We start from the raw sequence: 12,199 nt of genomic DNA, 5'->3' as shown, positions 1-12,199 counted from the left end.
ACCCATCATCTCCGCAAGCACGCCCCCCCTCAAGGCAACGCCTCAGGCACCCCCAGCTCCACCGCCAACTTCGTCAACCCGTCCCAGATCCGGCTGTCGAACTCCACCGACTCCGCATTCACTGCCCGATTCCGGGCTTCATATTCCCCCGGATACTGCACGGCCTCGATACCCGGTTGCGGCTTGCAGGCGTGCAAATAATCGATGAACGCACCCACCTCCATCGACCGCCAATCCGTGTTGAAGTCCACTTGCGGATCCAGCAGCAGCGCGAACATATTGTTCGTTGCCACGCCGTTGCGCGGGTGATCGGGCTGGATCGTGCCTCCGCCTGACAACACCCCCGCCAGCAGTTCGGCCACCAGGCCCAACGCATAGCCCTTGTGTCCGCCAAAGGGCAGCAGGGCGCCCGGCGGGTCGGCGAACAGCGCGCCGGGGTCCGTCGTGGGGTTGCCGTCGGCGTCGATCAGCGACCCGGGCGGCGCCTGTTCGCCCTTGGCCGCCAGCACCCGCGCCTTGTTCACCGCGATGGAACTCGTCGCCATGTCCACGATGAAGGGCGCCCGTCCACCGGGCAGCGGGCCGGCAAAGCACAGCGGGTTGGTGGTCAGGCAGGCCTGCGCGCCACCAAATGGCGCCACAGTGGGGGCGCGATTGATCACGTTGGTGAAGGCCAGCAGGATCAGGCCCTTGGCCGCCACCATTTCGCCAAAGTGGCCCATGCGGCCCAGGTGATGGCTGTGGCGCAGGGTCACGATGCACTGCCCGTGTTCCTGCGTGCGCTCGATGGCCTTTTCAATGACCACCTTGCCCACATATTGGCCCAGGCCGTGATGGCCGTCATAGGCCAGCATGGCGCCGCGGTCATTGACCAGCTCGGGGCGGCCGTCCGCCTGCGCCAGCCCCTGCGACAGCACGCGGCGGTAGTTCGTCAGGATGGACAGGCCGTGGCTGGTGTAGCCCACCCGGTCGGACTCGACCAGGTGTTCGGCCACGTCGCGCGCGATGTCTTCCGGTACGCCTTGCGCCATCAGCACGCGGCGGCCGTATTCATTGGCTTGGGCTAAAGAGAGTTTCATGACGCGTTCTCCCTACAGCCAGCCGAGCCAGCGCCAGTAGGTCATGCCCATCAGCAGCATCAGCAGGTAGCCCACGATAGTGACGATGATGCCGACTTTCGCGAACTGCTTGGCGTTGAAGGTTTCCGTGCCCAGGCACACCATGTTCTGCGGGGCATTGATCGGCAGGATGAAGCCGTAGCTGACGACGAAGCCCAGCAGCATCGTCATGCCCAGGCGGCTGAAATCGCCGGGCAGCGTGGCCAGCACCGAGATCAGGATGGGCAGCATGGCCGAGGTCAGCGCGGTGGCGCTGGCAAAACCCAGGTGGATGATGATCAGGAAAGCGGCCAGCACGGCGAAGATGGCCAGAGGCCCAAGATGGTCCAGCCCGGTGTGCGCAACGACCTGGTTGCCCAGCCATTGGCCGGCTTGGGTGGTCAGCAGGGCGGTACCCAGGCTGATGCCCACGCCAAACACAATCACGGTGCCCCATGGAATGCGCGACTGCACGTCTTTCCACGTCATCACGCCAAAGCGCGGCAGCAGCAGCAGGACCAGGCCGAAGTAGGTGGTGGATGTGGTGTCGAACTTGTGCAGCTTGCCTTCGGTTGCCCAGAACAGCAGCAGCATGAGCGACACGCCCATCAGGCGCTTTTGCGCGCTGGTCATCGGGCCCAGTTCAAGCAACGATTTTTCGACCGCTTCCTTGCCCCCGGCGATGCTGTCGCTTTCCGGCGGCAGCAGCTTCAGCACCACCACGATCAGCACGGCCGACATGATCAGCGACCACGGCGCGCCGGCGATCAGCCAGTCCGACCACGCCACGCGCTCGCCCAGCATCTTTTCCATGAAGCCGACGGTCAGCAGGTTTTGCGCGGCGGCGGTCTGGATGCCCACGTTCCAGATGCTGGTGGCTTGCGCCACGATGATCATGATGCCGGCCGCGATGTTCGACCGCTTGTCCACGCCGAAGGCGGCGATGACGCCCATCATGATCGGCACGACCGCTGCGCTGCGCGCGGTGGCGCTGGGCACGACCAGGCTCAGTACGATCGTCACGGCTATACATCCGATCAGGATGCGGCGCGTGCTGGTGCCCACCCGCGACAGCGTGACCAGCGCAATGCGCCGGTCCAGCCCGGTGAAGGTCATGGCGGCGGCAATGAACAAGGCGCCGGTGACCAACGCCAGCGCCGAGTTGGCAAAGCCTGTCAGCGCCATGCTGATGGCGGCGGACGTGCCGTAAAGCACGTTCGGGTCTTTGATTGTCGGAGCCGTGCCCAGCAGGAAAGCCATCAGCGTCGTGATCATGATCGCGCTGGCTTCGTAAGACACGGCTTCGGTAATCCAGACCACCACGGCGAACGCCAGGATAGCCAGCATGCGGTGGCCCGCAACCGGCAGGTCGGCGGGCAGGGGCATCATCAGCACCCCGATCATCACCAAGACGCCGGCGATGAGTCCGATGGGTATTTTTACTTTCTTGGGGGCTTGCGAGGCAGGGACAGCGACTGGCGCGGTCATATCCATCTCCGGTTGAGGTCAAACCGTCGACACACTTCCCGCGAGCACGGGTTTATTCAATTCGATGTGTCGACGCTACAGGACGATCGTGACGGCATTGAGGAAAACCCGCATTGATGTGGATCAAGCTGATGGAAATCTGGGCTTGAGCAAACCCATCCGGGGCATTATGCTCGACCGCCCTTGTGGGTCGCAAGCAAGGACTGTTGCATGAATGCACACGAATTGTGCCAGCGCCCTGCGGCGTTGGCACCTGATTTCTACTTGAATTCGTTCGTGTTATGCCGCTAATGGGGGGGCGTCGCTCAACCCAGGGCCAGGCGCAGTTGCTCATCCAGGTGCAGCGTCGGCGCCACGCGCCAGCCGCTTTGCGCATAGCGCAGCCAGCGGCCCAACACCAGATGCGTCAGCAGGCTGGCATGGGCAGCCACGTTGGCGTCCGCCGGCAAACCGCCGTCGGTGATGGCGATGCGCAGCGACTGCTTCAACGACGTTTCGATACGGTCATTGATGTGGTTGATGCGCTCTTGCAGCCGGTTGTCTTCCGTGACCAGGGCGTCGCCGGTCAGCACCCGCGTCATGCCTTTGTTGCGCTCGGAAAACGTCAGCAGCATTGCCACGGTTTTGTGCGCTTGCGGCACGCCGTAGGGTTCCACGGTGGCAATCTGATTGACCAGCGTGAAGATGCTGGTTTCGATGAATTCGATCAGCCCTTCGAACATCTGCGCCTTGCTGGCGAAGTGCCGGTACAGCGCGGCTTCCGAAACTTGCAGGCGCGCGGCCAGCGCAGCCGTGGTGATGCGGGATGCGTGCGGTTGCTCCAGCATCTCGGCCAGGGTCTGCAGAATCTGGGTCTTGCGCTCGCCGGGTTTGCTCGCCATGGAAGGGACTGCTCTCGCGCAGGCTTGGACGGTGAAGGGAAGGGGAGGAGCGCGCCGCTATCCCCGCAGGGGACGCCGACGTAACAACAAATCACTGACGGAGTTTACCCGCAAGTCGACATAGGGCGGACGATGCGATTGGCCGCGTGAAAAGGGTGTGCCGGGGTGATACACGTGCACCGTGCGCACGCCCACGCTGCGCGCGCCGCGCAGGTTGGCCAGGGTGTCTTCGACCAGCACGGCGCGGTGGGCGGGCACGCCTTCGCGGGCCAGCACGTAACGCAGCAGCGCGGGTGAGGGCTTGGGCCGGAATTCACCGTGCAGTTGCATGTGTTCGATGGCCCACAGGCTATCGAACTGGTTCAGGATGCCCAGGCGTTCCAGCACGGAACGCGCATAGCGCAGCGGTGCGTTGGTCAGCAGCACCTTGCGGCCGGGCAGGCGGCGCAGCTTGTAGGCCAGCGCCTTTTCGCTGCGCACCAGCGGATTGACGTCAAAGTCGTGGCTGCGATGCAGGAAGTCGTGCGGATTGACGCCGTGATGGCGCACCATGCCGATCATCGTGGCGCCGTAGCGGTGCCAATACTGCCTGCGCAGATCGTTGGCGGTGTCGACGTCTACATTCAGCGCCTCGGCCACCGCCATGGTCATGCCCAGGTCTATCTTCGGAAAGATGGCATGCGAGGTGTCGTGCAGCGTGTTGTCCAGGTCGAACAGCCACAGGCGTTCGGAAACGCCCGTGGCCACGCGGCGCGAGCGGCGCAGGCGCACCGCCGGTCGCAACAAAAGACGCTGTGCTCGCATCAATGCGAGCTGATCATCGTGCCCACGCCCTGGTCGGTCAGAATTTCCAGCAGCAGGCAGTGCGGCACACGGCCGTCGACGATGTGCACGGAATTCACGCCGTTCTTGGCGGCGTCCAGCGCCGACGAGATCTTGGGCAGCATGCCACCCGAGATGGTGCCGTCGGCGAAGAGTTCGTCGATGGTCTGGGCCGACAGGCTGCGCAGCAACTTGCCCGCCTTGTCCAGCACGCCCGGGGTGTTCGTCAGCATCAACAGCTTTTCGGCGCCCAGCACTTCGGCCATCTTGCCGGCGACGACGTCGGCGTTGATGTTGTAGGCGGTGCCGTCTTCGCCATAGCCAATGGGCGAAATCACGGGAATGAACTGGTCGTCTTGCAGGGCCTTGACCACCGCGGGTTCAACCAGCGTGATGTCGCCCACGAAGCCGATGTCGATGGGTTCGGCGGGGTTGTCCTTGTTGGCCATCAGTTTTTTCTGAGCCTGGATCAAGCCGCCGTCCTTGCCGGTCAGGCCCACGGCCTTGCCGCCGACCTCGTTGATCATCATGACGATGTCTTGCTGGACCTGGCCGCCCAGCACCCATTCAACCACTTCCATGGTTTCGGCATCGGTCACGCGCATGCCCTGGATGAAGGTGCCTTGCTTGCCGATGCGGCGCAGCGCGTCGTCGATCTGCGGACCGCCGCCGTGCACCACCACCGGGTTCAGACCCACCAGCTTGAGCAGCACGACGTCGTGCGCGAAGCTGCGCTGCAAGCGCTCTTCCGTCATGGCGTTGCCGCCGTACTTGACCACGATGGTCTTGCCGTGGAATCGTCGGATATACGGCAGTGCTTCAGACAGCACAGCGGCTTTGACAGCGGGGGACGAAACGGCAGCAGGGTCGGGGGTGTCGGTCATGGCAGCTAAGTCGGCAAATAGATATGAAAAGGTTAGAAAAAATGCCTGCACAACATCGCGTTCGGAACGCGGTAGCGCAAGCATACGACGGATTGTAGTACCCCCGCGTTTCATATGCCTAAAACCCATGTCCATATGCCCGACAAATAAGCGGCATTCAGGTAAATTGGGTGCGTTTTCCAGGCAGCGGAGCCCCGCACAAGGGGGTGAATCCGGCTCGCTGAGACTCAGTCCCCTATTTTCATCCTATAAAGAGGCAACACATGCGTTTGAACTTCGTCCGGTCTGCCCTGGTGGCATCGGCCTTCCTGGTGGCGGCCCATGCCGCCCATGCAGAAAAAGTGGTGGTGGGCGCGACCCAGGTTCCCCACGCCGAAATCCTGGAAGTGGTGAAACCGCAGTTGGCCAAACAGGGCGTCGAGCTCGACATCACGGTGTTCAGCGATTACGTGCAGCCCAACCTGCAACTGGTGGACAAGCAGCTGGACGCCAACTTCTTCCAGCACAAGCCGTACCTGGATTCCTTCAACAAAGACCGCAAGGCCACGTTGGTGCCGGTGGCGCTGGTCCACGTTGAACCCTTTGGCGGCTATTCCAAGAAGATCAAGAGCCTGGCCGAGCTCAAGGACGGCGCCACGGTGGCCATCCCGAACGACCCGTCCAACGGCGGCCGCGCGCTGGTGCTGCTGCAAAAGCAGGGTGTGATCAAGCTGAAGGACCCGGCCAACATTCTGGCCACCGCGGCCGATGTGGTCGACAATCCCAAGAAGCTGAAATTCCGCGAACTGGAAGCCGCGATGCTGCCACGCGCGCTGGATGACGTGGACCTGGCTCTCATCAACACCAACTACGCGCTGGAAGCCGGCCTGGTCCCCACGAAGGATGCGTTGTTCATCGAGGGTGCTGATTCGCCCTACGCCAACATTCTGGTTACCCGGTCGGACAACAAGGATGCACCCGGCATCAAGAAGCTGGTTGACGCGCTGCACTCGCCAGATGTGAAGAAGTTCATCCAGGAAAAGTACAAGGGCGCGGTCATTCCGGCGTTCTGAGTGTTGCAGGCCCGTTTGATCGGGTAGGCCCGCCGATTCAGCCGGGCAAAAACAAAACCGCCCATCGGGCGGTTTTGTTTTGGGGGGCGGGGAGCAAGACTCAGCGCAATCAGCCTGCCGCCAGCGCCTTTTCCACCGTGGCGTGGAATTCGGCCACGTCGTATTCACCCAGATAGCGCTTGATGATGTGCCCCTGCTTGTCGATCAGGAAGGCGGTGGGGGTGAGCCGGATGTCGCCGAACGCGCGCGCGATCTCGCCTTTGGTGTCCAACGCCACCGGGAAAGGCAGCTTGCGCTGCTCGGCGAAGTTCAGCACGTAATTGGGCGGGTCGTAGTCCATGGCGACCGCCACGGCCTCGTAGCCCTTCGCGGCGTATTCCTTGTAGGCCGCGATGGTTTCCGGCATCTGCTTCACGCAAGTGACGCAGCTGGTCGCCCAGAACTTGACCAGCACCACCTTGCCCCGCAAGTCCTGCATTGAAAAGGTTTTGCCTTCCAGCGTGGTGAAAGTGACGTCAGGCGCGGTTTGGGCAGGGCGCCAGACGAACCAGGCGCCAATGCCAACGGCCACCAGGACGGCCAGGGCTACGATGGCTTTTTTCATTTGATGGGCATCGCTTCTACGCCGTTGCTCGTGCCGGCCGCGTTGTTGTCGCTGGGTGCTGCGCCGGCGCCGCTTTGAATAGGCGCTTTGGTTTCTGTGGAGGCGTCCCGGGTGCTGCTGTTGGACAGCCGGATCGCTTCTTCGCGGCTGATGGTCTCGAAGAGTTTAACCACCTTGACCACGCCGCCGACATCCGCCGCGGCGTTGGCGGCATAGTCGCCTTCGGCCTGGGTCACCTTGCCCATCAGATAGACCACGCTGTGGTCGGTCGTCAGCGCGATGGTGCCGGACGGCACGTACTTGGTATTGATCAGCGCGGTCTTGACCTTGGACGTCAGCCATGTGTCGTTCGAACGTGTGCCGAACGAGGCGATGGGGCCGACGTTCAACTGGTTGATGACCTGTTTGACGTTTTCGATGCCTTGGGCAATGGTGGTCGCTTCGGCTTTGGCTTGCTCGGTGGGCACGTCGCCCGTCAGCAGCAGGTGGCCGCCATACGCCATGGCATTGACGCGGGCCGTGTCGCCCAGCTTTTGCGAGATCTGGCTTTGCGCCTTGAAGGCGATGTTCTGGTCTTCAAGCTGGATGCCGGAGGTGCGGCGGTCGGTGATGACGACCGCCGTGGTGGCGGCAGCGCCGCCCACGATCAGTGGCGCGCAGGCCGACAGCGACAGGGCGGCGGTGGACAGCGCCGCGGCGAGCATCAGGGGGCGAACTGCGGTTCTGACGTCAGAAATCATTCGGTGTCTCCAAGCAGAAGAGCGTCGATGCCATCGCACAGCGCGTGCAGCAGCAGAATATGGACTTCCTGGATCCGCATGGTGCGGTCGCTGGGAACACATAGATGGACGTCCATGGGCGTGATGAGTTCCCCCATGACGCCGCCGCCCTTGCCCGTGAGGGCCAGCACGTGCATTTCGCGGGCGCTGGCGGCTTCCATGGCGCGCACCACGTTGGGCGAATTACCGCTGGTTGAAATGGCCACCAGCACGTCGCCCGCCTGGCCGAAGGCGTTGACCTGGCGTTCATAGATTTCGTCAAAGCCGTAGTCGTTACCGACGGCGGTGAGAATCGAGGTGTCGGTATTGAGCGCGATGCCCGCCAGCGGCAGGCGTTCGCGTTCGAAGCGGCCCACCAGTTCGGCGATGAAATGCTGCGCATCGGCGGCCGAGCCACCGTTGCCGCAAGCCAGAATCTTGCCGTTGTTCGCCAGGGCGCCGAACAGCACGTCGACCGCCACTGCCAGCGGTTCCGCCAGGACGTTCATACTTTGTTCGCACGCAGCCATGGCGTCGCGAAAGTGCGACGTCATACGAGAGGTCATATCCATGGGCGCGATTATCTCACGGGGCCGTCGCGCCGTTCTGTCCATGCGTAACGACTGTGCGGCAGCGGGTTACGGACGTGTCCGGACCCTGCAAGCGCCGCCGGCTACGGCAGCACAAAGGCGGCACGCAGCCATTGCGGCTCGCCAGCGTCGAAGACCACGGCATCAAAGCGGGCCGGGGGCGCCACCCCCTGCCAATGCCGCCGAGCCAGTTCCGGCAGCCAGTGCGCGGCGGCGCGTGCCAGCCGCGCCTGTTTGTCGCGGCCGATGCTTGCCGCCGCGCCGCCATAGTGGCTGTGCGCGCGGGCACGGACTTCAACGAAGACCAGCGTGTTGCCATCGCGCATGACCAGATCGATCTCGCCCGCGCGCGTTTGCAGGTTGCGCGCCAGCAGCACCAGCCCGTGAGCCACCAGCAAGCGCAGCGCGGCGTCTTCGTGGTGATCACCCCGGCGCTGCATGGGTGAGCGGCGCACCGGCGTGTCGCCAGGCGCGGCCGGCCGCCGGATGCGTCGCCGCCGCTTGTCCGCGCGGCGGCGGGCAAGCAGCGCCAGTTCGCAGGCCAGGCGCAAGGTGTCGTCCGTCATGCAGGCTCCGAAGATGGCAGGGATTGGCGGCTACACTGACATGGTTTTTCGTGTCAGTAGGCTGCAATGAATCAAAATGTCTCACCCTCGCCCGCCGGCGATGCCTGGAGCCGCGTGGCCGACCGCGTGGCGGGGCAGCATTGGCCCGCGTCCACGCTGTACGTCGTGGCCACGCCAATCGGCAACCTGGGCGACCTGGGGCTGCGGGCCTGGCATGCCCTGCAACGCGCCGACGTGATCGCCGCCGAAGACACGCGCGCCAGCCGCACCTTGCTGGATGCCTGGGGCGTCAGCACGCCGCTCATGGCCGCGCATCGCCACAATGAAGCCACCGCCGCCCAGGCCATCTGTGAACGCCTGGCCCAAGGCCAGCGCGTGGCGCTGGTGTCGGATGCGGGTGCGCCCGCCGTCAGCGACCCCGGCGCGCGCGTGGTGCGCGCTGTGCGCGACGCCGGCTTCGCGGTGGTGCCCGTGCCGGGGCCTAGCGCTGTCATTGCGGCGCTGATGGGCAGCGGCGTGACCACCGACGAAAATCCCGCCTATGCCTTTGCCGGCTTCCCGCCATCCAAGGCCGTGGCCCGCCAGCGCTGGCTGCGTTCGTGGTGCGCCTTGCCCGCCCCTGTGGTGATGTTCGAATCCCCCCACCGGCTGGCCGCCACCATTGCGGATCTGCTGGAAGTCTGCGGCCCCGACCGGCAACTGACCGTGGCGCGCGAGCTCACCAAGCGCTTTGAAGAAATCGCGACGCTCACGCTGGGCGAAGCGGCGGCCTGGCTGGCTGCCGACTCGCACCGCGAGCAGGGTGAATTCGTGCTGATCGCGCATGCCGCCGTCGCGCAGGAAATCGACGCGGACGCCGACCCGCGTACCGATGTGTTGTTGGACGCACTGTTGGAGTCGCTGTCGGTGCGCGACGCCGCGCGCGTCGCCGCCAAGGTCACGGGCCAGCCGCGTGACGTGTTGTACAACCGGGCGCTGTCGCGCAAGAAATCGGCGGAGTAAGCCATGGCGTACCCCACAATCGTGTCAAAAAAGCCCGCCGATCCGCTGGAATCCCTGACATACCGCGATATGCCCACCCCGTTAGGTGAGTTGCGCCTGGTCGCCAGCCCGAAAGGCTTGCGTGGCGCCTGGTTCACCGACCAAGAATCGCTGCCATCGCCTGAAGGCTGGACGCACACGGACGCCGATCCCATCCTGGAGCAGGCGCGTCGCGAACTGGACGAATGGTTCGCGGGCAAGCGCCGCGCTTTCGACGTGGCCCTGGATCCCGTCGGCACCGCGTTCCAGCACAAGGTCTGGCAGTCACTGTGCGCACTGGATTTTGGCAAGCTTGCCAGCTATGGCGATCTGGCCCGCAACGTGGGGCGGCCCAAGGGCGCGCAGGCGGTCGGCGGCGCGGTCGGCCGCAACCCCATCATCATCATCATTCCGTGCCACCGCGTGATTGGCGCCGATACCTCGCTGACGGGGTTTGGCGGCGGGCTCCCGCGCAAGCAGGCGCTGTTGGCCCACGAGGGCAACCGCTATGTCAGCCGCAACCCGCGCGCGCGCCGCGTCTGCGACGGGCAAGCCGAGCTGCCCTGGTAAAGCAGCGTCGGTAAGCCCGAAAGCGCCCGCGTTTACTGCGTGGCGATGCTGGGCAGGATGCCGATGCGGTCCGACACGACCGGCACTGCGTTCAACGCGCTCTGGCGGTCGGGGTACGGACCGATCCTGACCCGGTACAGATTGTTCGATTGCTCAACCTGGGCAGGCGGCGCGCCCACCGCGTTCAGTTGCGGATTGATGCGGGCAACCAGTGATTGCGCGTTGCCCGCCTGGCTGAATGCACCCACTTGCAGATAGACATTGCCAAGGCCGGTTGCCGGCGTCTGGCGTACCGGCGCTGAACCCGCGGCGGGGCCTGGCAAGGGTTCAGCCGTCAACGCTACTGGCGCGGCGCTCAACGGCGCCTGGACGGGCAGCGAGCCAGTGGCGGAATCGGGTTCCGGCGCGGGCGCCGCTGGCGTTCCTTGCGAGGCCAGGCGACGGATCTCTTCCTGCGGAATGCTCTCCACCACGACCTGGCCGCTGCCGGGTCCGATGATGCCCAGCTTGTACGCGGCCACGTAAGACAAATCCATGATGCGATCGCTGTGGAACGGCCCGCGGTCGTTCACGCGCACGATGATGGTCTTGCCGTTGACCAGGCTGGTGACGCGTGCATAGCTGGGAAGCGGCAACGTGGTGTGGGCCGCCGTCATGGCGTACATGTCGTAAGACTCGCCGATGGACGTGGAATTGCCGTGGAACTTCTTGCCATACCAGGAGGCGATGCCGCGCTGCTTGTACGGTTGCCCGCTGGTGTCCGGCACGTAGCGCTTGCCGAAGACCACGTAAGGCCGGTTGGCGCCGCTGGCGTAGGGTTCGATGCGGGGCACCGCGTCGGGCACCTGGTCCAGGTTCGACGGCGGGTTGGCGTCCGGGCCATCATCCTTGTAGTACCCGCCGCCCTTTTTGCCGCCACCGGTGGAAGAGCAGCCCGCCACGGCAATGGCCAGCAGCAGCATCAGGATCAGGTGTAGCGGGCGAGGCAGGATCATGCGGGTTCGGTGGGCAGTTGGTTTCGGTGGCGCACCAGCAAGGGATCGTGGTGGGCGAAGCGCAGCGCCAATTGCTCCACCACATACACCGAGCGATGCTGGCCGCCCGTGCACCCGATGGCTACGGTCAGGTAGTTGCGGGTGTCTTGCGTGTACTGCGGCAACCAGCGGTTCAGGAAGCCGGCGATGTCGTCCACCATCTGCCCCACTTGCTCGTAACCGGCCAGCCAGGTGGCAACCGGCTCATCACGCCCGGTCAGCGGCCGCAGGTTGCGGTCGTAGTGGGGGTTGGGCAGGCAGCGCACGTCAAACACCAGATCGGCGTCGCCGGGCACGCCGCGCTTGTAGGCAAAGGATTCGAAGGTCAGCACCAGCGGCGCGCGGTCGGCCTGGATCAGGTCGCGGATCCAGGCGCGCAATTGGCCTGGCGTCAGGTCAGAGGTGTCGATCACATGTTCCTGCTCGCGCAGCGGCGCCAGCAGTTCACGTTCCAATGCAATGCAGTCGGCCAGCGACGGCGGCGTGCCGCCGCGTTGCAGGCGATCGGTCAGCGGGTGGCGGCGGCGCGATTCGGAGTAGCGCTGAACCAGTGTTGAGGTGTTGGCGTCCAGGAAGACCACGCGCAGGCTGGTGCCCATGGCGCGCAAGGCGGTAACCACATCAGGCAGTTCGGCCAGTTCGCCGGGCGATCGCACGTCGATGGCCACGGCCACGCGCTCCAGGCCTTCGTCGCGCGCGTTGGCGATGAATTCGGCCAGGAAGCGCACCGGCAAGTTGTCGACGCAGGTGTAGCTGGCATCCTCAAGCATGCGCAAGGCAACGGATTTTCCCGAGCCAGAGATACCGGTGACTAGGACGACTTTCAACATGGA

14 protein-coding genes are annotated in these 12,199 nt (G+C 64.5%); 3 read left to right on the top strand and 11 right to left on the bottom strand.

All coding sequences use genetic code 11. The features are described from left to right. Window positions 1–29 precede the first annotated feature (29 nt). The 5 genes from ELS24_RS29205 to argB form a co-directional block, all read right to left on the bottom strand. Window positions 30–1,079, bottom strand: a complete 1,050-nt coding sequence (locus tag ELS24_RS29205) for an Ldh family oxidoreductase (RefSeq protein WP_127186067.1) — start codon at window positions 1,077–1,079, stop codon at window positions 30–32. A gap of 12 nt (window positions 1,080–1,091) precedes the next feature. After that, a complete protein-coding gene (locus ELS24_RS29200) occupies window positions 1,092–2,585 on the bottom strand; it encodes a DASS family sodium-coupled anion symporter (protein ID WP_050446213.1) in 1,494 nt (497 codons plus the stop codon). A gap of 305 nt (window positions 2,586–2,890) precedes the next feature. Beyond that, entirely contained in the window at window positions 2,891–3,466 is a 576-nt protein-coding gene (gene slmA, locus ELS24_RS29195; protein WP_046803065.1) for a nucleoid occlusion factor SlmA, read from the bottom strand. Between the two features lie 57 nt (window positions 3,467–3,523). After that, a complete protein-coding gene (locus tag ELS24_RS29190) occupies window positions 3,524–4,270 on the bottom strand; it encodes a pyrimidine 5'-nucleotidase (RefSeq protein WP_050446214.1) in 747 nt (248 codons plus the stop codon). After that, the gene (gene argB, locus ELS24_RS29185) at window positions 4,270–5,172 is read right to left on the bottom strand and encodes an acetylglutamate kinase (RefSeq protein WP_006216311.1); all 903 of its coding nucleotides are present in this window, start codon (window positions 5,170–5,172) and stop codon (window positions 4,270–4,272) included. The genes ELS24_RS29190 and argB overlap by 1 nt, the downstream gene beginning before the upstream one ends. 263 nt (window positions 5,173–5,435) lie before the next feature. Here argB and ELS24_RS29180 point away from each other — a divergent pair, with 263 nt between their 5' ends. Continuing rightward, a complete protein-coding gene (locus tag ELS24_RS29180; protein ID WP_127186066.1) occupies window positions 5,436–6,224 on the top strand; it encodes a MetQ/NlpA family ABC transporter substrate-binding protein in 789 nt (262 codons plus the stop codon). Between the two features lie 109 nt (window positions 6,225–6,333). Here ELS24_RS29180 and ELS24_RS29175 read toward each other — a convergent pair whose 3' ends face one another. From ELS24_RS29175 to ELS24_RS29160, 4 genes are all read right to left on the bottom strand, one after another. Beyond that, complete coding sequence (locus ELS24_RS29175; protein WP_050446216.1) at window positions 6,334–6,828, bottom strand: peroxiredoxin family protein; 495 nt, start codon at window positions 6,826–6,828, stop codon at window positions 6,334–6,336. Further along, window positions 6,825–7,568, bottom strand: coding sequence for a BON domain-containing protein (locus tag ELS24_RS29170; protein ID WP_127186065.1), 744 nt, complete (start codon window positions 7,566–7,568; stop codon window positions 6,825–6,827). The genes ELS24_RS29175 and ELS24_RS29170 overlap by 4 nt, the downstream gene beginning before the upstream one ends. After that, complete coding sequence (locus ELS24_RS29165) at window positions 7,565–8,158, bottom strand: phosphoheptose isomerase (protein WP_013396736.1); 594 nt, start codon at window positions 8,156–8,158, stop codon at window positions 7,565–7,567. The genes ELS24_RS29170 and ELS24_RS29165 overlap by 4 nt, the downstream gene beginning before the upstream one ends. Window positions 8,159–8,259: 101 nt before the next feature. Continuing rightward, entirely contained in the window at window positions 8,260–8,742 is a 483-nt protein-coding gene (locus ELS24_RS29160) for a YraN family protein (protein WP_050446218.1), read from the bottom strand. Between the two features lie 66 nt (window positions 8,743–8,808). On the opposite strand from ELS24_RS29160, the gene rsmI reads away from it, so the two are divergent. Both rsmI and ELS24_RS29150 read left to right on the top strand, forming a co-directional pair. Further along, entirely contained in the window at window positions 8,809–9,744 is a 936-nt protein-coding gene (gene rsmI, locus ELS24_RS29155; RefSeq protein ID WP_127186064.1) for a 16S rRNA (cytidine(1402)-2'-O)-methyltransferase, read from the top strand. A gap of 3 nt (window positions 9,745–9,747) precedes the next feature. After that, window positions 9,748–10,332 (top strand): methylated-DNA--[protein]-cysteine S-methyltransferase, encoded by a 585-nt coding sequence (locus ELS24_RS29150; protein WP_127186063.1) that lies wholly within the window; start codon window positions 9,748–9,750, stop codon window positions 10,330–10,332. Between the two features lie 32 nt (window positions 10,333–10,364). Here ELS24_RS29150 and ELS24_RS29145 read toward each other — a convergent pair whose 3' ends face one another. Both ELS24_RS29145 and rapZ read right to left on the bottom strand, forming a co-directional pair. Beyond that, window positions 10,365–11,327 (bottom strand): septal ring lytic transglycosylase RlpA family protein, encoded by a 963-nt coding sequence (locus ELS24_RS29145; RefSeq protein WP_050446221.1) that lies wholly within the window; start codon window positions 11,325–11,327, stop codon window positions 10,365–10,367. Next, the gene (gene rapZ, locus ELS24_RS29140) at window positions 11,324–12,196 is read right to left on the bottom strand and encodes an RNase adapter RapZ (RefSeq protein WP_050446258.1); all 873 of its coding nucleotides are present in this window, start codon (window positions 12,194–12,196) and stop codon (window positions 11,324–11,326) included. The genes ELS24_RS29145 and rapZ overlap by 4 nt, the downstream gene beginning before the upstream one ends. Window positions 12,197–12,199: the final 3 nt, after the last annotated feature.

Source organism: Achromobacter spanius (assembly GCF_003994415.1).
Lineage (GTDB): Bacteria > Pseudomonadota > Gammaproteobacteria > Burkholderiales > Burkholderiaceae_B > Achromobacter > Achromobacter spanius_C.
This window is presented reverse-complemented; position numbering and strand designations above follow the sequence as displayed.

Bases quoted from the DNA above. Each gene is read 5' to 3' on its own strand.
- ELS24_RS29205 (WP_127186067.1), bottom strand. From the start codon at position 1,079: ATGAAACTCTCTTTAGCCCAAGCCAATGAATACGGCCGCCGCGTGCTG.
- ELS24_RS29200 (WP_050446213.1), bottom strand. From the start codon at position 2,585: ATGACCGCGCCAGTCGCTGTCCCTGCCTCGCAAGCCCCCAAGAAAGTA.
- slmA (WP_046803065.1), bottom strand. From the start codon at position 3,466: ATGGCGAGCAAACCCGGCGAGCGCAAGACCCAGATTCTGCAGACCCTG.
- ELS24_RS29190 (WP_050446214.1), bottom strand. From the start codon at position 4,270: ATGCGAGCACAGCGTCTTTTGTTGCGACCGGCGGTGCGCCTGCGCCGC.
- argB (WP_006216311.1), bottom strand. From the start codon at position 5,172: ATGACCGACACCCCCGACCCTGCTGCCGTTTCGTCCCCCGCTGTCAAA.
- ELS24_RS29180 (WP_127186066.1), top strand. From the start codon at position 5,436: ATGCGTTTGAACTTCGTCCGGTCTGCCCTGGTGGCATCGGCCTTCCTG.
- ELS24_RS29175 (WP_050446216.1), bottom strand. From the start codon at position 6,828: ATGAAAAAAGCCATCGTAGCCCTGGCCGTCCTGGTGGCCGTTGGCATT.
- ELS24_RS29170 (WP_127186065.1), bottom strand. From the start codon at position 7,568: ATGATTTCTGACGTCAGAACCGCAGTTCGCCCCCTGATGCTCGCCGCG.
- ELS24_RS29165 (WP_013396736.1), bottom strand. From the start codon at position 8,158: ATGGATATGACCTCTCGTATGACGTCGCACTTTCGCGACGCCATGGCT.
- ELS24_RS29160 (WP_050446218.1), bottom strand. From the start codon at position 8,742: ATGACGGACGACACCTTGCGCCTGGCCTGCGAACTGGCGCTGCTTGCC.
- rsmI (WP_127186064.1), top strand. From the start codon at position 8,809: ATGAATCAAAATGTCTCACCCTCGCCCGCCGGCGATGCCTGGAGCCGC.
- ELS24_RS29150 (WP_127186063.1), top strand. From the start codon at position 9,748: ATGGCGTACCCCACAATCGTGTCAAAAAAGCCCGCCGATCCGCTGGAA.
- ELS24_RS29145 (WP_050446221.1), bottom strand. From the start codon at position 11,327: ATGATCCTGCCTCGCCCGCTACACCTGATCCTGATGCTGCTGCTGGCC.
- rapZ (WP_050446258.1), bottom strand. From the start codon at position 12,196: ATGTTGAAAGTCGTCCTAGTCACCGGTATCTCTGGCTCGGGAAAATCC.